Source organism: Pantoea sp. GM01, from assembly GCF_000282675.1.
GTDB lineage: Bacteria > Pseudomonadota > Gammaproteobacteria > Enterobacterales > Enterobacteriaceae > Pantoea > Pantoea nemavictus.
In genome coordinates, this window is sequence record NZ_AKIU01000004.1 from 14,346 (window position 1) to 39,427 (window position 25,082).

General features: G+C 53.6%; 23 protein-coding genes. 8 read left to right on the forward strand and 15 right to left on the reverse strand.

Annotation, left to right across the window (positions count from 1 at the left end; genetic code table 11):
* Positions 1-322 precede the first annotated feature (322 nt).
* The 5 genes from typA (at position 323) to fabY (ending at position 5,238) form a co-directional block, all read left to right on the forward strand.
* Positions 323-2,143 (forward strand): ribosome-dependent GTPase TypA, encoded by a 1,821-nt coding sequence (gene typA, locus PMI17_RS01100; protein WP_007885247.1) that lies wholly within the window; start codon positions 323-325, stop codon positions 2,141-2,143.
* Positions 2,144-2,327: 184 nt separating this feature from the next.
* Complete coding sequence (gene yihX / locus PMI17_RS01105; RefSeq protein WP_007885249.1) at positions 2,328-2,924, forward strand: glucose-1-phosphatase; 597 nt, start codon at positions 2,328-2,330, stop codon at positions 2,922-2,924.
* A gap of 3 nt (positions 2,925-2,927) precedes the next feature.
* Positions 2,928-3,797, forward strand: coding sequence for a virulence factor BrkB family protein (locus tag PMI17_RS01110; protein WP_369751402.1), 870 nt, complete (start codon positions 2,928-2,930; stop codon positions 3,795-3,797).
* Positions 3,794-4,231, forward strand: a complete 438-nt coding sequence (gene dtd, locus PMI17_RS01115; protein ID WP_007885252.1) for a D-aminoacyl-tRNA deacylase — start codon at positions 3,794-3,796, stop codon at positions 4,229-4,231. The genes PMI17_RS01110 and dtd overlap by 4 nt, the downstream gene beginning before the upstream one ends.
* Before the next feature lie 59 nt (positions 4,232-4,290).
* Positions 4,291-5,238 carry a fatty acid biosynthesis protein FabY gene (gene fabY, locus PMI17_RS01120; protein ID WP_007885253.1) on the forward strand — a complete coding sequence of 316 codons (948 nt, stop codon included), beginning with the start codon at positions 4,291-4,293 and terminating at the stop codon, positions 5,236-5,238.
* A 49-nt stretch (positions 5,239-5,287) separates the two neighbouring features.
* Here fabY and PMI17_RS01125 read toward each other — a convergent pair whose 3' ends face one another.
* The 3 genes from PMI17_RS01125 to PMI17_RS01135 form a co-directional block, all read right to left on the reverse strand.
* Positions 5,288-6,967 (reverse strand): AsmA family protein, encoded by a 1,680-nt coding sequence (locus PMI17_RS01125; RefSeq protein ID WP_007885254.1) that lies wholly within the window; start codon positions 6,965-6,967, stop codon positions 5,288-5,290.
* Between the two features lie 122 nt (positions 6,968-7,089).
* Complete coding sequence (locus PMI17_RS01130; protein ID WP_007885256.1) at positions 7,090-8,475, reverse strand: NCS2 family protein; 1,386 nt, start codon at positions 8,473-8,475, stop codon at positions 7,090-7,092.
* 92 nt (positions 8,476-8,567) lie between these two features.
* Complete coding sequence (locus tag PMI17_RS01135; RefSeq protein WP_007885257.1) at positions 8,568-9,503, reverse strand: zinc-binding alcohol dehydrogenase family protein; 936 nt, start codon at positions 9,501-9,503, stop codon at positions 8,568-8,570.
* 70 nt (positions 9,504-9,573) lie between these two features.
* On the opposite strand from PMI17_RS01135, the gene PMI17_RS01140 reads away from it, so the two are divergent.
* On the forward strand, positions 9,574-10,053 hold the full coding sequence (locus PMI17_RS01140) for a MarR family winged helix-turn-helix transcriptional regulator (protein WP_007885258.1): 480 nt from the start codon (positions 9,574-9,576) through the stop codon (positions 10,051-10,053).
* Here the strand turns inward: PMI17_RS01140 and recG are convergent.
* Genes recG through gmk form a run of 5 tightly spaced genes read right to left on the reverse strand, consistent with a single transcriptional unit; the run spans position 10,050 to position 15,912 of the window.
* The gene (gene recG / locus PMI17_RS01145) at positions 10,050-12,128 is read right to left on the reverse strand and encodes an ATP-dependent DNA helicase RecG (protein ID WP_007885260.1); all 2,079 of its coding nucleotides are present in this window, start codon (positions 12,126-12,128) and stop codon (positions 10,050-10,052) included. The two genes, PMI17_RS01140 and recG, sit on opposite strands and share 4 nt — an antisense overlap.
* On the reverse strand, positions 12,125-12,820 hold the full coding sequence (gene trmH, locus PMI17_RS01150) for a tRNA (guanosine(18)-2'-O)-methyltransferase TrmH (protein WP_007885262.1): 696 nt from the start codon (positions 12,818-12,820) through the stop codon (positions 12,125-12,127). Before trmH ends, recG begins: the two co-directional genes overlap by 4 nt.
* 3 nt (positions 12,821-12,823) lie before the next feature.
* Entirely contained in the window at positions 12,824-14,935 is a 2,112-nt protein-coding gene (gene spoT / locus PMI17_RS01155) for a bifunctional GTP diphosphokinase/guanosine-3',5'-bis pyrophosphate 3'-pyrophosphohydrolase (protein ID WP_007885263.1), read from the reverse strand.
* Between the two features lie 20 nt (positions 14,936-14,955).
* The gene (rpoZ, locus tag PMI17_RS01160; RefSeq protein WP_007885265.1) at positions 14,956-15,231 is read right to left on the reverse strand and encodes a DNA-directed RNA polymerase subunit omega; all 276 of its coding nucleotides are present in this window, start codon (positions 15,229-15,231) and stop codon (positions 14,956-14,958) included.
* Positions 15,232-15,288: 57 nt separating this feature from the next.
* Positions 15,289-15,912 (reverse strand): guanylate kinase, encoded by a 624-nt coding sequence (gene gmk, locus PMI17_RS01165; RefSeq protein ID WP_036619878.1) that lies wholly within the window; start codon positions 15,910-15,912, stop codon positions 15,289-15,291.
* A gap of 239 nt (positions 15,913-16,151) precedes the next feature.
* Here gmk and ligB point away from each other — a divergent pair, with 239 nt between their 5' ends.
* The gene (ligB, locus tag PMI17_RS01170; RefSeq protein ID WP_007885269.1) at positions 16,152-17,921 is read left to right on the forward strand and encodes an NAD-dependent DNA ligase LigB; all 1,770 of its coding nucleotides are present in this window, start codon (positions 16,152-16,154) and stop codon (positions 17,919-17,921) included.
* Here ligB and PMI17_RS01175 read toward each other — a convergent pair.
* Positions 17,835-18,452, reverse strand: a complete 618-nt coding sequence (locus PMI17_RS01175) for a trimeric intracellular cation channel family protein (RefSeq protein ID WP_007885270.1) — start codon at positions 18,450-18,452, stop codon at positions 17,835-17,837. The two genes, ligB and PMI17_RS01175, sit on opposite strands and share 87 nt — an antisense overlap.
* A gap of 291 nt (positions 18,453-18,743) precedes the next feature.
* Here PMI17_RS01175 and PMI17_RS01180 point away from each other — a divergent pair, with 291 nt between their 5' ends.
* A complete protein-coding gene (locus PMI17_RS01180) occupies positions 18,744-19,436 on the forward strand; it encodes a LuxR C-terminal-related transcriptional regulator (protein ID WP_007885272.1) in 693 nt (230 codons plus the stop codon).
* An 81-nt stretch (positions 19,437-19,517) separates the two neighbouring features.
* Here the strand turns inward: PMI17_RS01180 and PMI17_RS01185 are convergent, their stop codons facing one another.
* From PMI17_RS01185 to PMI17_RS01210, 6 genes are all read right to left on the reverse strand, one after another.
* Complete coding sequence (locus PMI17_RS01185) at positions 19,518-20,162, reverse strand: oligosaccharide flippase family protein (protein ID WP_007885273.1); 645 nt, start codon at positions 20,160-20,162, stop codon at positions 19,518-19,520.
* Between the two features lie 74 nt (positions 20,163-20,236).
* The gene (locus tag PMI17_RS01190) at positions 20,237-20,503 is read right to left on the reverse strand and encodes a hypothetical protein (RefSeq protein ID WP_007885275.1); all 267 of its coding nucleotides are present in this window, start codon (positions 20,501-20,503) and stop codon (positions 20,237-20,239) included.
* A gap of 435 nt (positions 20,504-20,938) precedes the next feature.
* On the reverse strand, positions 20,939-21,334 hold the full coding sequence (locus PMI17_RS01195; RefSeq protein WP_007885277.1) for a hypothetical protein: 396 nt from the start codon (positions 21,332-21,334) through the stop codon (positions 20,939-20,941).
* 106 nt (positions 21,335-21,440) lie between these two features.
* Complete coding sequence (locus PMI17_RS01200; protein WP_369751403.1) at positions 21,441-22,583, reverse strand: alanine racemase; 1,143 nt, start codon at positions 22,581-22,583, stop codon at positions 21,441-21,443.
* 204 nt (positions 22,584-22,787) lie between these two features.
* A complete protein-coding gene (gene lpxP / locus PMI17_RS01205) occupies positions 22,788-23,711 on the reverse strand; it encodes a kdo(2)-lipid IV(A) palmitoleoyltransferase (protein ID WP_007885281.1) in 924 nt (307 codons plus the stop codon).
* 424 nt (positions 23,712-24,135) lie between these two features.
* Entirely contained in the window at positions 24,136-24,999 is an 864-nt protein-coding gene (locus PMI17_RS01210) for a YicC/YloC family endoribonuclease (protein ID WP_007885282.1), read from the reverse strand.
* Positions 25,000-25,082 lie beyond the last annotated feature (83 nt).

Here is a 25,082-nt window from a genome sequence, read left to right on the forward strand (position 1 = left end):
TTATAACTGTCGTTTTCGCTTAAAATAGATAAAGCGAATTCTGTGCCAACTTTATGACAATAGCGAAAATGGCGCTACAATGCGCCCTTTCGTGAGTCGAAGGCTGCACCAGGATGGATTGCATGCATTGTTATGGTGCACCCGTGGTGAATGAAAGCACTATCATGGTGCAAAATGCTATCGCAGTGCAGATTAATGCACCGTTAATGGTGCTAAAAACCAGCACTACGAGAAACTTTCGGCGAAATCTGTGATCATGTTCAGTCTTCCGCTTAATCCGTGTACAATACCGCGTTATTTCTATAATGCCTGAGGCAAAGCTGTGATCGAAAATTTGCGTAACATCGCCATCATCGCGCACGTTGACCATGGTAAGACCACCCTGGTTGACAAGCTGCTACAACAGTCCGGTACTTTTGATGCTCGTACCGAAGCGACTGAGCGCGTAATGGACTCCAACGATTTGGAGAAAGAGCGTGGGATTACCATCCTCGCAAAAAACACCGCCATCAAATGGAATGACTACCGTATCAACATCGTTGATACCCCAGGACACGCCGACTTCGGTGGTGAAGTGGAGCGCGTCATGTCCATGGTGGATTCGGTGCTGCTGGTTGTAGATGCGATGGATGGCCCTATGCCGCAAACCCGCTTCGTAACCAAGAAAGCATTTGCTCATGGTTTGAAGCCGATTGTGGTTATCAACAAAGTTGACCGTCCGGGCGCGCGTCCTGATTGGGTTGTTGATCAGGTATTCGACCTGTTCGTTAACCTGGATGCGACTGACGAGCAGCTGGACTTCCCGATCATCTTCGCTTCGGCGTTGAATGGTATCGCGGGTCTGGAACACACCGATATGGCTGACGACATGACCCCGCTGTACCAGGCGATCGTCGACCACGTTTCTCCACCTCAGGTTGAAGTTGAAGCGCCACTGCAGATGCAGATCTCGCAGCTGGACTACAACAACTACCTGGGCGTGATCGGTATCGGCCGCATCAAGCGCGGTACCGTGAAGCCGAACCAGCAAGTCACTATCATTGATAGCGAAGGCAAAACCCGTAACGGTAAAGTCGGTAAAGTACTGGGCCACCTCGGTCTGGAGCGTATCGAAAGCACTCTGGCAGAAGCGGGCGACATCATCGCTATCACCGGCTTGGGCGAGCTGAACATCTCTGACACCATCTGCGACACGCAGAATGTGGAAGCGCTGCCAGCCCTGAGCGTCGATGAACCAACCGTAACCATGTTCTTCAACGTGAACACCTCACCGTTCTGCGGTAAAGAAGGTAAGTTCGTGACCTCGCGCCAGATCCTGGAGCGTTTGAACAAAGAACTGGTACACAACGTGGCACTGCGCGTTGAAGAAACCGAAGATTCTGATGCGTTCCGCGTTTCAGGTCGTGGTGAGCTGCACTTGTCGGTTCTGATCGAGAACATGCGTCGTGAAGGTTTCGAGCTGGCGGTATCCCGTCCGAAAGTAATCTTCCGCGAGTTTGAAGGCCGTAAGCAGGAGCCATTCGAAAACGTCACCCTCGACATCGAAGAAACCCACCAGGGTTCTGTGATGCAAGCGATGGGTGAGCGTAAAGGCGACCTGAAAAACATGGATCCAGATGGTAAAGGCCGTGTACGTCTTGACTACATGATCCCAAGCCGTGGTCTGATCGGCTTCCGTAACGAATTCATGACCATGACTTCAGGTACCGGTCTGCTGTACTCCACCTTCAGCCACTACGACGACGTGCGTCCGGGCGAAGTGGGTCAGCGTCAGAACGGCGTACTGATCTCTAACGGCCAGGGTAAAGCGGTAGCGTTCGCCCTGTTTGGTCTGCAGGATCGCGGTAAGCTGTTCCTGGGTCACGGTGCGGAAGTGTATGAAGGCCAGATCATCGGTATTCATAGCCGTTCTAACGACCTGACCGTTAACTGCCTGACCGGTAAGAAACTGACCAACATGCGTGCGTCAGGTACTGATGAAGCGACCACTCTGGTTCCACCGCAGAAGATGACGCTGGAACAGGCTATCGAGTTCATCGATGACGACGAACTGGTAGAAGTGACTCCGCTGTCAGTACGTATTCGTAAACGTCACCTGACCGAGAACGATCGTAAGCGTTCTTCTCGCGGCAGCAAAGAGTAAGCGAAACAGTCTGATATTGAGCCCCGCACTTGCGGGGCTTTTTTATGCCTGCAAGCCGCTGCAACGCTCGCTTGCTGAACTTTGGCTCCGCTTCCAGATTGCTGATTTCCCGCGCTTCGTCCCTGTTCAGACACCACTTTTGCCGCTAAAGTGAATGATCCAGGGAACATAAAGGAGAGGCGTCATGCTGTACATTTTTGATTTAGGCAATGTGATTGTTGATATCGATTTTAATCGTGTGCTCGGCGTCTGGAGCGATTTGGGGCGTGTGCCGCTGGCAACGTTGCAAAGCAACTTCCGCATGGATGAGGCTTTTGAGAAACACGAACGTGGCGAGATAAGCGATCCCGAATTCGCCGCGCGTATCTGCGATCAACTGGATATCGCGCTGAGTTACCCACAATTCACGGCAGGCTGGCAGGCGGTTTTTGTCGGCGTGCGTCCGGAAACGCTGGCGATCATGAACAAACTGCGTGCTAAGGGCGAGCGCGTGGTGATTCTGTCGAATACCAATCAGCTGCACTTCGAGTTCTGGCCAACGCAATATCCTGATGTACAGCAGGCGGCCGATCATCTTTATATGTCGCAGGATATCGGCATGCGTAAGCCGGAAGCCCGCATCTATAACTATGTGCTGCAGCACGAAGGCTATCAGGCCGACCAGGCGGTATTTTTTGATGATAACCAAGCCAACATCGATGCGGCGCGTGCGCTCGGCATTGAGAGCGTGTTGGTGGTTGATGAGAAAACCGTGCCGGATTGGTTTGCAGGTCGTCTCTGAGTGCTGAATCAACGACATCTGCGCCACTCGGCGCATGCTTTTTTCCTGTGGGTAAAACTGCTGTGGCGACGCATTGACGAAGACAATATGACGACGCAGGCGGGCAATCTGGCCTACGTCTCATTGCTGGCGTTGGTGCCGCTAATTGCCGTGGTTTTTGCGCTGTTCGCCGCTTTTCCCATGTTCTCCGATATCAGCGTGCAGCTGAAAAACTTCATCTTCACTAACTTTATTCCGGCGACGGGCGACGTCATTCAGCGTTATCTGGATCAGTTCGTTGCCAACGTCAACAAGATGACGGCGGTCGGTATTGTCGGGTTGATTGTCACCGCGCTGCTGCTGATGCATTCGGTGGACAGCGCGTTAAACACCATCTGGCGCAGCGATAAGCCCCGGCCAATGGTCTACTCCTTTGCGGTGTATTGGATGATCCTAACGCTGGGTCCGCTGCTGGCCGGCGCCAGTTTAGCCCTGAGCTCCTATCTGTTGTCGCTGCGCTGGGTAAACGTCACCGGCGTCACCAGCTTAATCGATCATCTGCTGCGCATTTTCCCGCTGTTTCTCTCTATCCTCGCCTTCTGGCTGCTGTACAGCATTGTGCCGACGCGGCGTGTGCCCACGCGCGATGCACTGATCGGTGCCATCGTTGCCGGTTTGCTGTTCGAGCTGGGGAAAAAAGGCTTTGCGCTCTATGTTACGATGTTCCCTTCGTATCAGTTAATTTACGGCGTTTTGGCGGTCATCCCGATTCTGTTCCTTTGGGTTTACTGGTCGTGGTGTATTGTTTTGTTAGGCGCAGAAATCACCGTCACCCTGGATGACTATCGCCAGTTAAAACAGCAGGAACGCGATAAAGAACGAGAGGAAACATGATTGCTTTGATTCAGCGCGTCAGTCGCGCCAGTGTCAGCGTTGATGACGCGACAGTGGGTGAAATTGGCAATGGGTTATTGGTGTTATTGGGTGTTGAAAAGGGCGACGACGAGCAAAAGGCGCAGCGTTTGACCGAGCGCGTTCTCGGCTACCGCATCTTCGCGGATGAGAATGACAAGATGAATCTCAACGTACAGCAGGCCGGCGGCAGCGTGCTGGTGGTGTCGCAATTCACCCTCGCCGCTGATACCAATAAAGGTATGCGTCCCTCTTTCTCTGGCGGTGCAGAACCGGCGGAAGCCGAGCGTCTCTATGAATACTTCAGCGATTGCTGCCGAACACAGGGTGTGACCACCGCAAATGGGCGCTTTGCCGCCAATATGCAGGTTTCGTTGGTGAACGACGGTCCGGTGACCTTCTGGTTACAGGTGTGAGGTTAACAGCCGAGCGGCAAGGATTTAGCCACGCAAGCTCCGAACGAGAGAATCACTTTATGTATCATCTTCGCGTACCGCAAACGGCGGAAGAGCTGGATATGTATTACCAGTTCCGTTGGGAAATGTTACGAAAGCCGCTGCGTCAGCCGCAGGGTTCTGAGCGTGATGCCTGGGATGCGCTGGCGCATCATCAAATGGTGGTGGATGAGCAGGGCAAACCGGTAGCGGTGGGACGTCTGTACATCAACGCGGAAAACGAAGCGGCGATTCGCTTCCTCGCGGTACATCCCTCCGTGCAGGGCAAAGGTCTTGGCACGCTGGTGGCGATGACGCTGGAGTCGGTCGCGCGTCAGGAAGGGGCTAAGCGCGTCACCTGTAGCGCGCGTGAAGATGCCGTCGAATTCTTTGCCAAGCTTGGCTACGTCAATCAGGGGGAAATCACCGCGCCGCAAACTACGCCGGTACGCCATTTCCTGATGATTAAACCGGTGGTGACGCTCGACGATATCTTGCATCGCGCCGACTGGTGCGGACAGCTGCAGCAAGCCTGGTACGAGCACATCCCGCTGAGCGAAAAAATGGGCGTGCGTATTCTGCAATATACCGGGCAGAAATTTGTTACTACCATGCCAGAAGCGGGCAATCAGAATCCTCATCACACCTTATTCGCGGGCAGCCTGTTCTCACTCGCCACCCTCACTGGCTGGGGCTTGATTTGGCTGCTGCTGCGCGAGCGTCATCTTGGCGGCACCATCATTCTGGCGGATGCGCATATTCGCTATAGCAAGCCCATCAGCGGTCGTCCGGGCGCCATTGCCGATCTAGGCTCGTTGAGTGGCGATCTCGATAGGCTGGCGCGTGGCCGTAAAGCACGCGTACAGATGGAAGTCGAATTGTTTGGTGACGAAGAGTTAGGCGCGGTGTTTGAAGGTGTGTATATCGTGCTGCCGGCTGATTCTGACGGATCGCTGGAAGAGGGCGGCTCCGGGGCGCGTATTAATTAACGCGCGCCTCATGCGTAAGGTCGCCATTCATGGCGACCTGGTTTTTAAACTATTGAACCTGCCCGCCACGCATTGTCTGCTGCACGGATTGTGCATCGGTGGTTACCGACAAGGTGCCATCCACGCTTGGGCGCAGCGGTGCGTTGGCGTTGAGAGATCCTTTCAGTTGCAGCTGCAAATTGCTATTGCCGCTCAACTGCAGCGTTGGCCAACCCCAGTTTTGCAGCACGTTGGCCGGCACAGCCTGACCTTTTAGGCTCAGCGTCAGCGGTCGTTGTACATCCTGACCTACCGTCGCTGTCCCTTCCAGTAAACCGCTGCCGTTAAAGGCACTCAGCTCAGTCACTTGAATCTGTTGGTCGTTAGCATTCAGCGCAATCGAAGGATGGCGCAGATCGGTACGATTGAAGGTGGCTTCGGCAGCGTTAAAGCTCGCTTTCCCGGCCCAAATGCCCCACTGATGCTGGCGTGCCAGCAGCAGGTTATCCGCACTGCCATCCAGCGACGTCATCTGGAACGGGAAGGCGGGATTGATATCGATTATCAGGTTACGGTTAGCGGTGGCGCGCGTTACCAGCACGCTGTCCAGCCAATCCGGCAAGGTCTGCTGCCAGCGCTCGCGCCAGTTTTGCGGCAGCGTATACTCCAGCCCGGCGATGGCCAATTCATCCAGCGTCAGACGCTTATCGCTGCGTGTCCAGTTGCCGCTGGCGCGCACCACGCCATTGACCCAGCGAGAACTGAATTGCGTTAGCGCGATACCCTGCGGCGAAAGATCGGCATTCACGATGGGATCGTTCAACTCAAAGCCACCGTTAATAAAATTCCCGGCGTTCATGGAAAGCGAACCACCATCGCTTTCCCAGTTATCGCCGCGCAGGGTGACATTTTTCAGCGTTAAATCGAGATCGGTCACTGCCCAATCTGGCCCTTGCAGGCGTGCATCGGTCATATCCAGACGATTGATGCTCACCGACGGGACATCGCGCAGCGGATTGAGGAAGTCGCTCAGGCTTTGATGCGTTTGCAGGCGGATATCGTTGAGGCGCAGCTGGTCAATCTTCCAGTTGCCCTGCGCATCGCGCTCGGCATTGCCGGTCATCGAACCGCGCGCTAAATCGGCACCAATATTACTCAGTACCAGACGACGTTGCTTAATGTTGCCCTGCAGCAACACATTGTTGCCCGGTACGCCATCCAGCGTCAGAGTTCCAGCACTGATCTGGAACTGCGCATCGCTGCCCAGCACGTCGTTAGGCAGCGGTTTCCACGGCAGAAGACCGCCATTCACGCGCTGAGCGGTCATCGGCAAGGTGCTATGCGGATTCTCAATACGCACATTGTTCAGCTGCAGGCGATTGGCCTGCATCGGCAGCGTGGTATCGGGCGCTTGATTGGCGAGATTGATTTCACCGTCGCGCACTTCGATGCTGTTGAAATGCAGCGGATCGCTGAACTGTACCAGCGCGAGACCCAGGTCAACGCGCTTCGCCACCAGCACGGCGGGCTGGCCATCGTGACCAAAGCTGAAATCATCAAGAATGATGTGCGAAGGGGACGAGAAGTCGTGCTCAATCTTGCTAAGGGAGAGATGCCAGGCGGTTTTATCGCTTACCCAGCGGCTAAACCAGCCTGCGCCCCACTGTGTTTGCAGCAACACATACAGCACAACCAGCGCCAGCAGAATTAGCAGCAGTAAGGTAAGGAAAAACTTGCCTAAAAATTTCATCGCACTCATCCATCCCGATATTTATCCGGTGAGTGGTTGTTATGCCTGAATTACCGTTACAGCTCAACAGCCTGGATGTAAATGCGGATAAATATCAGGCAGGCCGAAGCCTGCCTGCTGCGTTACTTTTCTTGCGGGAAGATGAGGTTCAGCACGATGGCGGTGATACCACCGGCCGCAATGCCAGATGAAAGCAGGGTTTTCAGCCAGTCCGGGGCAAATTGCAGAATCAGCGGCTGCTGAGAAACGCCCAAACCTACCGCCAGCGACAACGCGATAATCATGATAGCGCGGCGATTGAGCGGTTCACGCGAAACGATGCGCACGCCAGATGCGGCGATGGTACCAAACATCACAATGGTCGCGCCGCCCAGCACCGGTTCCGGAATGTGCTGCACAAATCCGCTCACTGCCGGGAACAGGCCAAGTACGATCAGCATCAGCGCCACCACAAAACCGACATAGCGACTGGCAACGCCGGTCAGCTGAATCACGCCGTTATTCTGGCCAAAGCACGAGTTCGGGAAGGTGTTGAACAACGCCGAAACAAACGAATTGAGTCCGTTCGCCAACACGCCGCCTTTCAGCCGCTTCATGTACAGCGGGCCGCTTACTGGCTGTTCGGAAACATCAGAGGTCGCGGTGATATCGCCGATAGTTTCCAGCGAGGTCACCATAAACACCAGCATCAGCGGGATCAGCAGATTCCAGTCAAAGCCAAGACCGTAATAGAGCGGCGACGGTACGGCGATCAGCGGTTGATTAGATGGCGTGCTGGTAGCGGGCAGCATATCCAGCGCCCAGGCAAGTGCGTAACCTACTGCCATGGCGATCACCAGTGAAGCCACGCGCAGGTAGGCATTACGCTGACGGTTTAGCAGGATAATGACCACTAACACCGAAGCAGCCAGCAGCAAGTTTTTCGGTGCGCCGAAGGTGTGATCGCTCATCGCAGCAAAGCCGCCGCCAATCGAGGTCAAACCGACCTGAATCAGTGACAGGCCGATAATCATTACCACAATGCCGGAAACCAGCGGCGTAATGATACGGCGTGCCAGATGCAACACGCGCGACAGCACCATTTCGGTACAGGAAGCGACCATCAGCGTGCCAAATAGCGCGGCCATCATGGTCGGTACATCAACGCCGCCATTTTTCAGCGCCATGCCGCCCATAATCAGCGGGGTCACGAAGTTAAAGCTGGTGCCCTGAATCGACAGCAGGCCGGAACCGATCGGTCCCCAGGTTTTAATTTGCAGAATCGATGCCACGCCAGAAGCAAACAGCGACATGCTGATGATGTGCTGTGTGTCCTGCGCCGGTAAACCCAGCGCCTGGCAGATGAGCAGTGCGGGCGTAATCACCGCAACAAACATTGCCAGCAGATGCTGGCAGGCAGCAAACAAGGTTTGCGGCAGCGGCGGACGGTCTTCGAGGCGGTAAATCAGTTCACTTTTCGGGCTTGCAGCGCTGGCAGGCTGGTGTGATTCAGCGGTGTTGACGGACATGGTGGACGTTCTCAATTACAACAAAGGGGCGATTTTAAACGGTTGCGTTGTGAAAGCAATCGTTTGCAATGCCCCTTTTTACTTCCGTTGATCTAAAGCGTAAACACCGTGCGGCAGCGGCTATCATCTTCCTGCCACGCCAGGGTGACGTCACTTAATGGACGCATCTGGAAGGCGATGGAAAAATCGCTCTCGGCGGCGGCGGCCAGCATTTCGCCAATGCAGGCAATCAATTCCTTATCCGACACGCTTCCCAGGCCGCTGCCCATCAACGTCAATCCGGATGAGCGCAGCAGCTTGCTGTGCAGCGTGATTTCCTGACCGCTCAGCGAACCAATTTGCACAAAACGCACCGTCTTTTCACCGCCTGCCACTGCGGCCTGCATAATATCGAGCGCGCTCTGGCCCCAGAGATAATCCAGCACCACATCAATGCCTTCTTTCATCAGTGCCGGGAGCGCACCCGGCAATTCATCCAGCGTGAGCGTGATATCCGCACCCTGCGCACGCAGTTGATCCAGTGCGGCGCGGTTTCGGCCAGTCGCAATGATTTTGCCTACGCCCAGATGTTGCGCGATGCGTACCGCTAATCCGCCTGAGGTACCGGTTGCGCCATTGATCAATACGGTTTCACCGGCACGCAGCTGTGCGCGACGGGTTAACGCTGCCCAGGATGACATGCCCGGATTAGCCAGCGCCGCAGCCAGAACAGGATCGAGTGTGGCGGGAAGGGGAACGATGCTATCGGCGGGCACTAAGGTTCTTTCCGCCATGCTGCCCCACGGTGCATTAAAGGCGAGGAAGTAAACCGGATCGCCATTACTGAGCATGCCGGTGCCATCAATGCCGGTAATAAAGGGATAGTGTGCCGCCGAACTGTAATGCGTACCGGCGGCGCGTGCTTTTGCCAGTTGGCTGACGGCGGCGGCTTTCACTGTCACCACGACATGGCTGTCATCGGCCTGCGGTTCAGGGAAATCACCGTATACGGGCAGTTCACCTGCTGCGGAAACTATCGCTGCTTTCATGTTTTCACCTTCAGTTAGTCGGAAACTATGTGTAATATGCACACATTAGTCTTGCCTCGGGAAAGCGTCAATGAAAAGCGTGCAAAATACACATAATAGTGCAGCATTTGATGATCTGCACAACGCGCTGCTGATGATTGTTGGAACCTTCAATCGACCGCAACGTGATGAATTGCTAATAAAAGAATCGAATATTAAGCTTGATCGCGCACTGTTTCCGCTACTGATTCAGATTGGCCGCTTCGGGCCGATTGGTGTGGTTGAACTGGCGGAGCGTGCTGGGCGCGATTACACCACCGTCAGTCGTCAGGTGGCGAAACTGGAAGAGTTGGGGCTGGCACAGCGCCAGAAAAATGCCAAAGACAAACGGGTGAACGAAGCGGTGATTACTACGGCAGGTAAAGTGATGACCGACAAAATCGATGCTGCGCGCGCGCAGATTTATCAAAAACTGTTTGCCAGCTGGCAGGATGACGAGCGCGCCGAGCTGGCGCGCTTGCTGCAGAAATTTGTCGCAGATTTTATGGCGGTTGATAATACCGCGGATTAAGCGTTGCTGTAGCGCTCGGTTTCCGGCAGCCAGCGCTCAATTAATGCCTGCGCCTGCTCAGGATAATGCTGGTGGATATGGCGCGCCACACGCTGAACTTCGGGGATCATGCCTTGATCGCGCAGCAAATCAGCCACTTTAAACTCGGCGTTACCCGTCTGACGGGTGCCAAGCATTTCACCGGGACCGCGAATCTCTAAATCGTGCTGCGCAATCACAAAGCCATCGTTGCTGTCGCGCAGCACCTGCAGACGCTTCTGTGCGGTTTTGCTCAGCGGCGCTTTGTACAGCAGCACGCAATGCGAGGCGACGGCGCCACGGCCAACGCGGCCGCGCAGCTGGTGCAGCTGCGCCAAACCGAGACGTTCTGGATTCTCAATAATCATCAGGCTGGCGTTTGGCACATCCACGCCCACTTCAATCACCGTGGTGGCGATTAACAGCTGAATTTCATTGGCTTTAAACGCCGCCATCACCGCCTGCTTTTCGGCTGGCTTCATGCGGCCGTGGACCAGGCCAACCTGCAAATCTGGCAGCGCCACTTTCAGCTCTTCCCAGGTGGCTTCCGCCGCCTGCGCTTCCAGCACTTCAGACTCTTCGATCAGCGTACAGACCCAATAAGCCTGGCGCCCTTCATGACAGGCGCTCTGCACGCGGGTGATGATCTCGCTGCGGCGACTATCGGGAATTGCCACCGTGGTCACCGGCGTACGTCCCGGCGGTAATTCATCGATGGTCGAGGTATCGAGATCGGCGTAAGCGGTCATCGCCAGCGTGCGGGGGATCGGTGTCGCGGTCATAATTAACTGGTGCGGATGGAAGCCCTGTTCCTCACCTTTTTCCCACAGCGCTAAGCGCTGATGCACGCCAAAGCGGTGCTGCTCATCAATGATCACCAGCGCCATACCGTTGAATTTCACCTGCTCCTGGAACAACGCGTGGGTGCCCACCACCATCGCGACCTGGCCACTGGCAATCGCTTCCTGCTGCGCCTCACGCGCTTTGCCTTTCTGCTTGCCCGCCAGCCAGCCCACTTCAATTCCCAGCGGCGCAAACCACTGACGGAAATTGTTGGCGTGCTGCTCAGCCAGCAGTTCGGTGGGAGCCATTAACGCCACCTGTTTGCCATGCGCGATGACATTCAGTGCCGCCAGTGCAGCCACTAGCGTTTTACCGGAACCGACATCGCCCTGCACCAAACGCATCATCGGAAAATCGTTGGCCAGATCCTTTTCGATTTCTGCCACCACGCGCTGTTGCGCACCGGTTGGCGAAAAGGGCAGCGCCGCGAGCAGTTGATTAACCAGCTCATGACGTGGCGGCATCGGCAGCGCATGATGGCGCTGTGCGCCAGCGCGCACTGCCAGCATACTGAGGTTATGCGCCAGCAGTTCTTCCAGAATTAAGCGCTTCTGTGCCGGATGACGCCCGGTCTCCAGCTCGCTCAAGCGTAAATCCGGCGGTGGACGATGCAGAGTGCGCAGTGCATCTGGCAGGCTAATCAGCCCGCCGCTCAGTTCTGACGGCAGCAGTTCGGCAATGGGGCAGCTTTCCAGCAGCGTTAGCGCCTGATCGGTGAGATTGCGCAGCGTCGCCTGGCGGATGCCTTCGGTTGTAGGATAGACCGGCGTGAGGGTTTCCTGCAGCTCAACGCCGCCTTGTTCGCCCTGCACGCGATACTCGGGATGAATGATTTCCGCACCGCGCTGGCCGCGTTTTATCTCGCCATAGGCAGTAACACGTCGGCCTGGTGACAGGCTGTTTTTCATCCCGGCATTGAAATTGAAGAAGCGCATGGTCAGCATGCCGCTGCCATCGCTAATCTGGCACACCAGCATGCGGCGGCGGCCAAAGATAATTTCGCTGCTCAGCACTTCACCTTCCACCGTGGCATAGACGCCCGGTAGCAGGTCATTAATTTTATACAGTTGGGTGCGATCTTCGTAGCGAAGTGGCAGGTGCAGCAGCAAATCCTGAATGGTAAACAGGCCGAGTTTAGCCAGCTTACTCGCCTGACTGGCGCCGACGCCGGTCAGGGTACTGAGCGGGATGGCATCCAGCAGACGGCCTTTCATTTTTTACCCGTCGATTGCATGGTGGCCCACCAACTGGCGTCGGCTTCCACCTCGCCCTGGGCATTGATGTGTGGATAAGGCAGGCCCTTCTGTTTGGCGACGCGTGCCAGTACCGGATAGCCGCCTTCAAACAGCAGGCGCTGTTGTTCGTCTTCATCGAGCAGGCTGTAGGTGCGCTGATACATCCCGGCATTCTGTCGTTGACGCTGCGCTTCATACAGAATCAACGCAGACGCGACCGAGACGTTGAGCGACTGCACCATGCCAACCATCGGCACGATGATGTCCTGATCGGCCAATGCCAGCGCTTCCGCCGTAATCCCGGTCTTTTCCTGACCCATCAGAATACAGGTCGGTTTGGTGTAATCGACCTCGCGAAAATCCACCGCTTTGGCCGACAGATTGGTCGCCAGCACCTGCATGCCTTCATCTTTAAGATGGCGTACCGCTTCGGCAATATGACGATGCGTTTTCACCTTCACCCAGCTGTTGCTGCCAGCTGAAGCTGAAACCATAGTGCGCATACGCACGCTTGGCCACACGGCGTGCACTTCGTGGATGCCGACCGCATCGGCGGTACGGATTACCGCTGAGACATTATGCGGTTTATGCACCTGTTCCATGCAGACGGTGAGATCGTGCTGGCGCAGGGCCAACATCTCCTGAATACGAGCAAAGCGTTGAGCGTTCATCGACTAGTTACGGTTTCTGTGAACTTTGATCACGTCCGGCATTACGCGGATTTTGCGCATAATATTCGCCAAATGGACGCGATCGTTCGCGGTGAGGCGGATAAAGGCGCTGTATACGCGACCATCTCGCTCTTCGGTATTCAGGCTCTGAATGTTGGAACCGGCAGTATTAATTGCCGCAGTCAGATTCGCCAGCGCACCCTGATGGTTGAACATGTCGACTTTAATCTCGGCGACAAATTCCTGATCGGTCACTTTATCCCACTCTACCGGCATGAACTTTTCAGGCTCTTTTTGGTAGCCGCGAATATTACGGCAGGATTCGTGATGCACCACCAGTCCTTTGCCGGGACTAACGTGCGCAACGATGGGATCGCCTGGAATCGGACGGCAGCATTTGGCAAAGGTGATCAGCACGCCATCTGCACCTTTGATCGGCAGCTTTTTGCGTTTGCTGTTACTTTGCGGCTCATCACTGCCCGCCTGCAGTAGGTTCTTCGCTACCACCACGCTCATGGCGTTACCGAGGCCAATTTCCGCCAGCAAATCATCGATGGCGGTCAGCTTCATGCGTTCCAGTTCGTGCTGAATATTCTCTGCCGGAATTTCTGCCAGCTTCTTGCTGCCGCCAAGCGCATGGCTTAACAGACGACGGCCAAGATTAACGGAGTCTTCACGTTTGAGGTTTTTCAGCAGTTGACGAATTTTGGCGCGCGCTTTTGAGCTGACAACAAAATTGAGCCAGGCAGCGTTCGGGCGAGCGCCCGGCGCGGTAATGATTTCAATGGTTTGACCGCTGGTCAGCGATTGAGACAGCGGATAAGGCTGGCGATCGACGCGAGCGCCAACGCAGGCATGACCGATATCGGTATGCACCGCATAGGCGAAATCGACTGGCGTGGCGCCAGCCGGCAATTCGACAATGCGGCCTTCCGGCGTGAACACATAGATCTCATCCGGGAAGAGATCGGATTTCACGCTTTCAATAAATTCAAATGAGCTACCGGCGCTTTGTTGCAGCTCCAGCAGGCTTTGCAACCAGCGCTGAGCACGAATTTGCGCGGTAGTACCGCTAATTTCACCGGTCTCTTTATAAGCCCAGTGTGCGGCAACACCCATTTCAGCCATCTGATCCATATCTTCGGTACGGATCTGCACTTCAACCGGCACGCCATGCGGGCCAATCATTGAGGTGTGCAGCGATTGATAGCCGTTGGCCTTGGGAATGGCGATGTAATCTTTCACGCGTCCGGGACGCGGTTTGTACAAGCTGTGCATCTGACCAAGCACGCGGTAACAGGTATCCAGATCTTTCACGATGACGCGAAAGGCATAGATGTCCATAATCGAGTGAAAACGCTGCTCTTTCAGGTGCATTTTGCGGTAGATCGAATAGAGATGCTTCTCACGTCCACTTACGCGGCAGGGAATACCTGCTTCCTGTAAGCGACCGTCGATTTCAGCGAGGATCTTCTGAATCATCTCTTTTCGATTACCACGCGCTGCTTTCACCACCTCTTTGATCACGCGGAAACGGTTCGGGTAGAGCGCTTCAAAGCCGAGCTCTTCCAGTTCTGTTTTCAGGTGATGAATACCAAGACGGTGCGCCAGAGGACTGTAAATCTCCAGCGTTTCCAGCGCGATACGGCGTTTTTTATCCGGGCGTAACGCGCCGAGCGTGCGCATGTTGTGCGTGCGGTCAGCCAGTTTGATCAAGATGACGCGGATATCCTGCACCATCGCCATGATCATTTTGCGGAAGTTTTCAGCCTGCGCTTCTTTCTTGTCGCGGAACTTCAGCTTATCGAGCTTGGAGACACCTTCCACCAGTTCGGCAACGCTTTTACCAAACAGCTGTTCCATATCCTGATAAGTGGCGGGCGTATCTTCAATCACATCATGCAGCAGCGCCGCCATTAGCGTTTCATGGTCGAGTTTCATCTCGGCCAGAATGCAGGCGACAGCAACAGGATGGGTGATGTAAGGCTCGCCGCTGGAGCGTGTTTGACCCTCGTGGGCATCACGCGCGACTAGATAAGCTTGCTTGAGGCGCTTAATTTGCTCCTCAGGCAAGTATTTTTCAATCAGTTGATTGAGGCTTTCGAACAGATACAAGGGCGACCTGCAGAGTGCTGTTAACGACGACCTTCAGCGATAGCGGTAACGGCTTGTAACTCAGCGGCTTCCTGCTCGTGCTGTTCCTGACGATCACGGACATCCAGGATCTGGGTGGTGATCAAACCTTCTTCAATTTCGCGCAGGGCGATAACGGTCGGCTTATCGTTCTCTTCTGGAACCAGCGCATCTTTACCGCCTACCTGCATCTGACGTGCACGACGTGCAGCGACCAACACCAGGTCAAAACGGTTACCAACTTTCTCTACTGCGTCCTGAACGGTTACGCGTGCCATAGGTGTGCTACTCCACAGATGATGAAGAAATGACTGGGCATAATACTGAAAGTGAATTCAGACTGCCAATAGTTTGCTGATTAAAGCATCATGTCGCGATTTTTGGCGACCCATACGCAGACGTTCTGCGCGAATAATGGTTTTCAGATCTGACAACGCCAGATCGAAATCATCATTAACAATTAAATAATCATATTCGGCATAGTGGCTCATTTCAGCCACCGCCTGTTGCATACGACGGGCAATCACCTCTTCGCTGTCCTGACCGCGTCCACGCAGGCGGCGATCCAACTCTTCGGTAGAGGGCGGCAACACAAAGATGCTGCGTGCAGCAGGCATTTTCTTGCGAATTTGCTGCGCACCTTGCCAGTCGATATCCAGGAAGACGTCAACGCCGGTCGCCAGCACCTGCTCAATGGCAGCGCGTGACGTACCGTAATAATTGCCAAACACTTCCGCATGTTCGAGGAAGTCATCTGCTGCAATCATGGTCTCGAATTCGGGCTTAGAGACGAAAAAGTAGTGCTCACCATGAGCTTCACCGGGACGCACGCCACGGGTGGTATGCGAAATAGACACTTGCGTATCGTACAACGGTTGTGTCTTTAACAGCGCCTGAATCAGGCTGGATTTACCCGCGCCGCTAGGGGCGGAAACAATATAAAGCGTGCCTTGAGCCATGGTTATCTTGAATTGAGTAAAGAGCGGAGTCGATTTCCTGCACAGTATACACGGCTTAAGGGTGTCACGCAGCGTTTGCCGCTTGGCTGAGGCAATTCTTTTTCTGTGAAGCCGCGCCAGAAGCAGATGTAGCATGCTGCAACGGGCATATAAACGATGGAATCTGCTTCTATCTTGCAATTTTCACTGCTGGTAAAAGCCTTCGCTGCACTCTCCAATAGACAAAAAGGAGAGTGAAGATGAAAGGATGCCTCAGTGTGATTTGCTGCTTTTTCAGCATAGGTTGCTGGGCCGAAGCGCTGTGTCCAAATTGGTCGCCCGTGCGCGCCGGGCAGGAGATAGCGCAGCTGCAAACCCAGCTACGTCAGTGGGACGACGCTTATTATCGGCAGGGTACTCATGCGGTGACCGATGCGGATTATGACAGCCTGCAACAGCGGTTACAGCAGTGGCAGCGCTGTTTCACCCCCGCGCAGCCCTCCTATGATGCTCAACTCACCACCGACGGCAGCACGCATCATCCCGTTGCACACACTGGCGTGCGCAAACTGCGCGATAAGCTGGCGGTGGCGTATTGGATGCAAGATAGATCTGCGCTGTGGTTGCAGCCCAAAGTTGATGGCGTAGCTGTCACGTTAGTGTATCGGCAAGGTCGGTTGGTTTCATTAATCAGCCGTGGCGATGGTTTGCGTGGTGAAGAGTGGCTGGCCAAATCGCCCCATATTCCTGCCATTCCGCAACGTATTCATACCCAGCTAGACGAAGTCATACTGCAAGGTGAGCTGTTTCTGCAGATGAACGATCATCAACAGGCTCGCGACGGTGGTAAAAATGCGCGTGCTCAGGTGGCGGGAGCGATGATGCGGCACGACAGCAGCCCGCTTCTTGATCGCCTCGGTATATTTATCTGGGCGTGGCCGGACGGCCCGGCTTCGATGTCCGATCGTCTGGCGCAGCTAACGCAATGGGGCTTTGGACTCACGCAGAGCTGGAGTCGTCAGGTGAGTAATGAAGAGGAGGTCGCAGTATGGCGCGATCGCTGGTACCGCGAATCGCTGCCGTTTGTCACCGATGGCGTAGTGATCCATCAATCACCTGCCAGCGCAGGGCGCGATTGGCAGCCTGGGCAGGGCAGTTGGTCAGCGGCATGGAAATATCAGCCGGCGGAAGTCAGTAGCGAAGTGCTCTCGGTAGATTTCAATGTAGGACGCACGGGCAAGATTGCCGTCGTGCTGAATCTGATTCCGGTGCAACTCGACGATAAAACGGTACGGCGGGTCAACATTGGCTCACTGCGACGCTGGCGCGAACTGGATGTGATCGCGGGCGATGAGTTGACGCTCACGCTAGCGGGATTAGGCATTCCCCGACTGGAGCGGGTAATTTGGCGCGTTGTGCAGCGCGATTATCCATCGTCGCCTCAGGATGGCGAATTCCACGGCTTAACGTGTCTGCACTTCAGCGCTGCCTGCCGGGCGCAGTTTTTGTCTCGCCTCAGCTGGCTGAGCCAGAAAACGGTGTTGGATATTGCGGGCGTACAGCGCAGCAGCTGGCAGCGCTTACTGGATAGTGGTGCTATCACGCATCTCTTTTCCTGGCTGACGCTAACGCCAGAGCAGATTGCGCAGGCCAACGGGATAACGCCTGCTCGCGCGCAGCTCATCTGGCACCGCTTCAACTTAACGCGGCAACTGCCGCTGCGGCGCTGGGTAAGTGCACTTGGCTTGCCGTTACCGCGTACGGCTCTGCAGGCGCTCCCGGATACACAGTGGTCGCAGTTGATGGCGCGAACGGCGGAAAGCTGGCAGCAGTTGCCCGGTATCGGTAGCGTTTTGGCACAGCGGATTGTGATGATGCTGCAGGATGCGAGCCTGCAGCAAATGATTCACTTTCTGCAACAGCAGGAGATTCCTGCTGTTGACTCAATGTTCAGGGTGGGGATAGTTGAAAATTGGCAAACCGAGGCGGAAACGCAGCGCCAGCAAGCGGGCGAAGAAGCCAAACAGTAGCGTGATGATCACCACCGCTTCATGCGCCAGCGGCGTTTTCAATAGCAGGATGTACATCCAGCCAGAGGCGAACGCGATACCGGCATACAGCTCTTTCTGGAACACCAGCGGAATGCGATTGCAAAACATGTCGCGCAGTACGCCGCCAAACACACCGGTAATTACAGCGGCGATGGCAGCAATAATGGAAGCATGACCGCTATCAAGTGCGACCTGTGCGCCAATAATCGAGAACACCACCAGACCCAGCGCATCCAGCACCAGAAATACTTTACGCAGATGCGTCATTAGGGGTGCAACAAAGGTCGTCACCACCGCAGCGGCGGCGACGATCATGATGTATTCAGGATGTTTTACCCAGCCGAGAGGGTAGTGACCCAGCAGAATATCACGCACCGAACCACCACCAATCGCGGTAACCGAAGCGATGATGATCACGCCGAACAAATCCATTTTGCGACGCCCTGCCGCCAGTGCGCCGGTCATGGCTTCGGCAGTAATACCAATAATATAGAGAACGGTTAATAACATAGAGCACTCCATCAGATTGGCGGCAAGGCTAAAGATTTCCCAGCGGGTAGACCACTGAGATTTTCTCAATAAAGTAGCATCAGATTAGCCATTTTTATGGCAAACATGCTAACAGGCTTAGCAGGTGGGATAAATCAGCATTCAGCCATCGTTTCGCATGAGTATAAATGATGCGAATCGTTAAAAACCTCATCAACTTAAGTTTCAGGCAGATTGTGTCGTACCTGTCTATTGCCTGTTCAGCCAGGCTCCCAACTCATTGGCATCACGCGCGGCAACTATCGGACAGGCATGAAAACTCGTAACGAAGACATTCTCTTTTTCTCTTCCGACAAACTGGCGGCGGTGGGGTTGGAGGGGCTATTGGCTACACTACCCATTGACGGCCAGGTGCATGAGTTATGGTCGCTGAGCACCGTGATGTCGCAGTGTGAAAAACTCAAGCCGCGGTTGTTAGTCTGCATTTTCCATGAAAATATGCCGTTGGCCGGTACCTTCAAGGTGCTCTATGCCTTGCAACAGCAGTTTCCCACGATGCAGATATTGGTGCTTACCCGGCGCTTATTACCGTTAATGCATGCATTAAGCCGCTATCTGCCAGCACTCAATATTCTGGATTTGAAATCATCCTGTCAGGCTGTTACCCACCGCTTGAGCGCTTGCATCAGCGCGAGTACACAGGTTCAGTTGATGGAAGGCGCTGACATTCTGCTGCCCGATCGTCAGCTACGCGTGTTACTGATGATGGCATGGGGTTATAGCACCGAACACATTGGCACTCGTTTAGGTATCAGTCATAAAACGGTGAATGCGCACAAGCTCAACGCACTGACGCGGCTGCAGATCAAAAACAAGAATGATATGGCCGATCTGTTTATGGTGATTGATGAATTGCGGATGCTGGTGAGTTGGCTGCGCTTGCAGCGTAACGGTAAGTTAAGCGAACTCGCTTTTCACTCATTGGAAGAGTTACTGGAAACATAAAAAAGAAAAAAGCGTGCTGGCGACCAGCACGCGAACGCATCTTTTCAGATGCCCAGAGCCCACCATACAGACTTGTTTTTATTATCCGTTTCTTGCTCGCACGTTGACGAAACTTTTTAGGCTAAAACGGTATTCTGGCTGAAACCAGGCACGACCGTAGTAGCAATAAACCAGCATTCTGATGGATACCATGGCAAGGTAACCCCAGATAGCGCACAACACTGAGGGTGTCAGCCACACGGTGAAGAGCGTGACGCCTAATCCCACCAGCACAGAAGAGACTTCCGTGAATGCAATGCGCGAAAATTGGTTTTCCCGCTGTAATATTGCGCGATAATGTTGCCCCTGCGGAATAATAATGAATATGACCGAAATCATTTCAAGCATTACCGCCATCTCAGGTTGATTCATTATACGACCAGAAATATCACTGCCAATAAACAGTACAGCAAAGATAACAAGGCCGCTTAATACGTTTCCCCAATATAAAATTGAGAGATCGCTATTATTGAGGTTGTTATTTCTTATAATGGCATTGCCAAACTTTCGGTCGGCTAGTGTATCAATAATTAACAGCATCACAATCGCAATGGCGAGTAGATCTAACTCATTTGCCTGAAGTATTTTTGCCAGAAGTGAAAGTTGTAAAACACCAATGCCGACGATTTTGATTGATGACAAAATTGACCATTTAGCGTGGGTCAGATTTTTCTCTCTTAACGCCATACTCTGCTCATTATGGTACATGTACCAGTGCAATTAAGGGGTTACTCTAGCCAGAGGTTAGAGTCCAGCTCACATCAATGCAGCGATTCCTGGCGCAGTCCTGAAATACCTTTCAGGTTTTGCCACGTAAAGATGCTTTCAATTAAATGATGTTCTGAATGTATAAAGATGCCCCTGGCGCTTAATGGTGTTTTTGTCTTAACGGTATCTCCTCCTGTGCGGAGGAAATCCGTAAGATCATTATAAAATCCCTTTGCGTTTATATATTCCCCGGCCAGCATCCGCCTGGCAATCTCAACAAATTCTTTTTCTGATAACAAAGGATAGGTTGAGCGATCCATGTTATTTCCCTGCTGTTGTTATTATGGTTACTGCTGTGTGTGAAGGAGTTATACCGTGTTTTAATTAAATTAACACCATCAGAAAACTCCTATAAATCCACCGCAGGAATAAATGGTTTCAGAATATGCATCAGAATATATAAGGCGAACGGCTTACTATTTATTAAAATTTTTAGTCTTTCCTCGCCCCTTGATGAAGTTGCAATAGACGAATAACTAAAAAATCTCGATAAATCATACGGGCCAGGCTTTTTTATAAGCATCCTCACCAGGAGGTTTCCTGGTGAGGATGCTTAAGCCGGACTGGTGATTAGCGTATAAATCAGTGGAGGTTTTGCTAAAACAGTTAAACGCTGCTGTGCGAAAAAGAAACCGATTTTTATCGTTTGATTCCAGCAACAGTTAAAGAGGTGTTGATTGCATAATTCATTGATTCTAATGAGTTAACAGGTGAAGAAGTTGTTCGAGGTCGCGTTTTACCCATGCAACATCCTGGGCAAATTTCTCATCCGACATCAACGGCTGGCGATAAACGACCATCACCACTTCTGCACCTTGTTCGTTAGCAATCACCCGCATCGGCATATAAATCTCTTTTCCGCTACCGGTATCAATCCAGTGGTCCATTACGCCAAACGGGTTGTGTGGGGTAAATCGAATCTTTACCGTTCCCTCTGGGCCTTTGGCTTTCCAGCTATTTCCTTCCTGCGTCAGCGTGCTGGCGCTGAGCCCACTTGCCCATTTGGCAAAGCATTCAGGCTTCCAGATGGTTTCATATAAATCTAACCAGTTGCGTGGAACGGTCAGCGTGACTGTCTGAGATGGCAGCATGGAACCTCCTGATGTGATACAGCCATTAAAGCACGGTGGTACCGGGCTGCAAACGGCCCGGTCATGGAAGTGTGGTACAGCAGCGGTTTCCGTGAGAATGCTGTAATCAGATGAACTTGCCGCGCCCCTGAATATCCCGTTCTTCACTGCTGCCATCAGCCTGACGCAGCACGAAGCGATCGGACTGCGCCACCACTGCACAGCTGTGATTAGGGAATATACGCAGCAGTGCGCCAACAGGCGGCGCCTGATCGCCATATTGCAGAAAGCCATGCTCTTCCGACAGCTTCAACACTTCATAGTGATTGCCTTGCTCATCCACCGCGATGCCAAATCCGCTGGCATTGGTGCCGTGCGGACCTTTATCCGAACTGAGCATCTTGGAGCCGGCATCAATAATGGCGAAGTGCGGATTAACTGCGACGACGCGTGTCACCACGCTCAATGCCAATTCATCCGGCGCACACAGACCCAAACGCCATGCGGTAAGATCCAGCAGCGCGTAATTGCCGGGGCGGATTTCATCACAGCCATCGGCTATCGGAGCTGCTAACGCCGTTGGTGTTGAACCAACCGAAATCGCGCAGTCAGCAAATCCGGCGGCGATCAGGCGCTGTTGCACATCGCGCATCAGTGCAATTTCCTGCAGTGCAATTTCCGCGATGGCAACGGCATTGCCCGCACCATAAGCATGTCCTGCATGAGAAACCAATCCGGCAAACGGCAGACCTGCATCCTGAATTTGCTGCGCCAGCGTAATGGCGGCACTGCTGTGGGGATCGATACCAATGCGATGCAGGCCGACATCCACCTTAATCGCTATCGCTAACTGGCAATCGGGCTGACGCTGATGCGCCGCAGTAATCGCCGCAACGCCAGTTGCGCAATCAGCAATGCAGGTAATACGCGCCTGGTGTTGTGCGGCAACCGCTAACATTTCGGCCAGTGTGTCGGCTTGCACTATCGGATAAGCCAGCAGCAGATCGCGTTCACCACCGAGAATAAAGGCGATGCCTTCACTCGGCTTAGAAACGGTAATGCCCTGCGCGCCAAGTGCTCGCTGTTGCTCAGCGATCCAGACGCTTTTATGGGTTTTGATATGGGGGCGCAGCGCGACGCCAGCGGCATCGGCTTTTTGCTGCATCTGATGCAGATTGCGCTGCAGGCGCGGCGCATCAATTTCAAGGTAAGGAGTGAGCCGGTCGGCAATCAACGGTCGCAGCCAGCCAGCCGCTATATTCTGTTCCATCATAATAGTCCGCAGGTAATGACAAGTGCGGACCATCATTAAACAATGCGCAGCAGAATGCCAGCCGCTAGCCTAACCCATTGCCAGCATTCTCTTTTCGGCAAACAAGGTGCGGCAAAGGTTGATTAACGAGTTTGGTACGAGTGGGGCCAACGATGAGCGGAGCAGAATGAGCAGCAGGCCAAAACCTGCTGCCTCGGAAGATTAGATATAGAGAGAAGCTTCACCCGGCGGACGCGTTTTAAAGCGACGATGCAGCCACAGGTACTGATCGGGCGCACGGAGGATCTCTTTTTCGATCACTCTGTTCATGTAGGCAGCCGCTGCGGCTTCATCCTCATAAGGATAATTTTCCAGTTCTGGCTGAATAATCAGCTGGTAACCGCTTTTATCCTGATTACGAATCAGCACGATAGTCAGCATCGCCGGTTTCGCCAGGCGTGACAGAACAAAAGTACCGTTGGTCGTTGCCGCTTGTTTCACCGCAAACAGCGGCGCAAACACGCTGCCTTTCGGGCCGTAATCCTGATCGGGTGCGAACCAAACGGCTTCGCCTTTTTTCAGAGCCTGCACCATGCCACGCAAATCACGGCGATCAATCATGGCTTTATTCGAACGCATACGACCTTTAGTCTGCGCCCATTCCATGGCTTGATTATTGTGCGGGCGATACATCGCCATCATCGGCTGACACAAACCGGTAATCCGTCCGCCCAGTTCGAGCGACATAAAATGCACACCGATAACCATCACACCACGCTGGTGGCTTTGCGCCTTCTGCAGGTTTTCAAGGCCGCTGACCTTGAAGTAACGACGCACGCGCGCGTCCGACCAGAACCAGGCAATGCCGGTTTCTGCCAGTGCCATCCCGAGCGAGGCGAAGTTGCCCGCGATCATCGCCTCTTTCTGTTCTTCTTCAATATTGGGGAAGCACAGCTCAATGTTGCGGCGAGTAATGCGTTCACGGCGCTGCAGGAAATGGCGAGACAGTTTGCCAGCGCCAGCACCAAGCCGGATAAGAATAGGGTAGGGAAGTTGCACCAGTAGCCACAGAACACCTAGCCCAAACCAGGTAAACCAGTAGCGAGGATGCAGAAGAGTGGATCGGAACTGCCTGGATTTCGTCATAACGCCTTCATGTCGGGAAAATGTATCGCACAAAGAAGAGAGTCCATGAGTTCCTGGCGGTACAACTGTTCTAATTACGACCAGTAGATTAACAAATAGTGCCGTCAAAGAAACGCGATCTCCACAATCTTTAAGATTAAGAGAAGTTGTTGATGCAGCGACTATGAGTAGTTTAATGGCTATCTGGTGGATAGTTATTTTTGAATATCAGTAGCTTAATAGCAGGGTTTCATAAGGTTGAACGGTGATGTTTGCTCGCTTAAAGTCAATTCTGAAAAGATTTTTTATGATTGCTGACACTTATTTAACGCTAACCGCGAAAAATAGCGCTCTGGCTTACGTAGCTTATGAGTAAACCGCAACGCCTTTACCTGTCATCTATACCTAAGAAGCCCGCTATGCTGCGGGCTTTTCGAAAAGCATGTTACTCGATATTCTGAATCTGCTCACGCATCTGCTCGATCAAAACTTTCAGTTCAATCGCTGATGCGGTGATCTCGGCATTGATGGATTTCGATGCCAGGGTGTTCGACTCGCGGTTGAACTCCTGCATCATAAAGTCGAGACGGCGGCCAACGGCTTCTTTCTTCTTCAGGATGTTGTAGGTCTCTTTCACATGCGCATCCAAACGATCCAGCTCTTCCGAAACATCGGTGCGCTGCGCCATCATAACCAGCTCTTGCTCAAGGCGATTGTTCTCGAGCTGCACTTCGGCTTCTTCCAGCTTGGTCACCAGACGCTCGCGCTGCCATTTAATGACTTCTGGCATCTGCGCGCGCACTTTGCTGACTTCTTGCGATACGCCCTCCAGGCGCTGTTCGATCATCGCTTTCAGCGCGGTACCTTCGCTTTCACGCGCTTCGATAAAGTCATCCAATGCGCCATCCAGCGCGACCAGCAGTTCGGCGTTAATCGCATCGAGATCCTGCTCCTCGGCTGACATCACACCCGGCCAGCGCAAAATATCCAGCGGGTTGATCGCGCCTTCATCACTCTGCATTTTTACCCAGTTGGCAGCCTGCACCAGCTGTTTTGCCAGCGACTCATTCAGCTGTAACTCGCCTTGCGCGCTGGCATCGGCGTCATAGCGCAAATAGCACTCGATTTTACCGCGCGTCAGACGGTTGCGAATACGCTCGCGGATGACAGGTTCCAGACCACGGAATTGTTCCGGTAAACGGATATAGGTTTCCAGATAGCGCTGGTTAACAGAACGAAGCTCCCAGGCGGCGCTGCCCCAGTGGCCTTTGGCTTCGCGGCGGGCGTAAGCGGTCATACTGCGGATCATAATCGTCTTCTCATTTTCAGAAATGTTGGATGAAGTATAGCGAGGCAGGCTCGACGCTAACAGGCATAAGCGTACATAAGCTT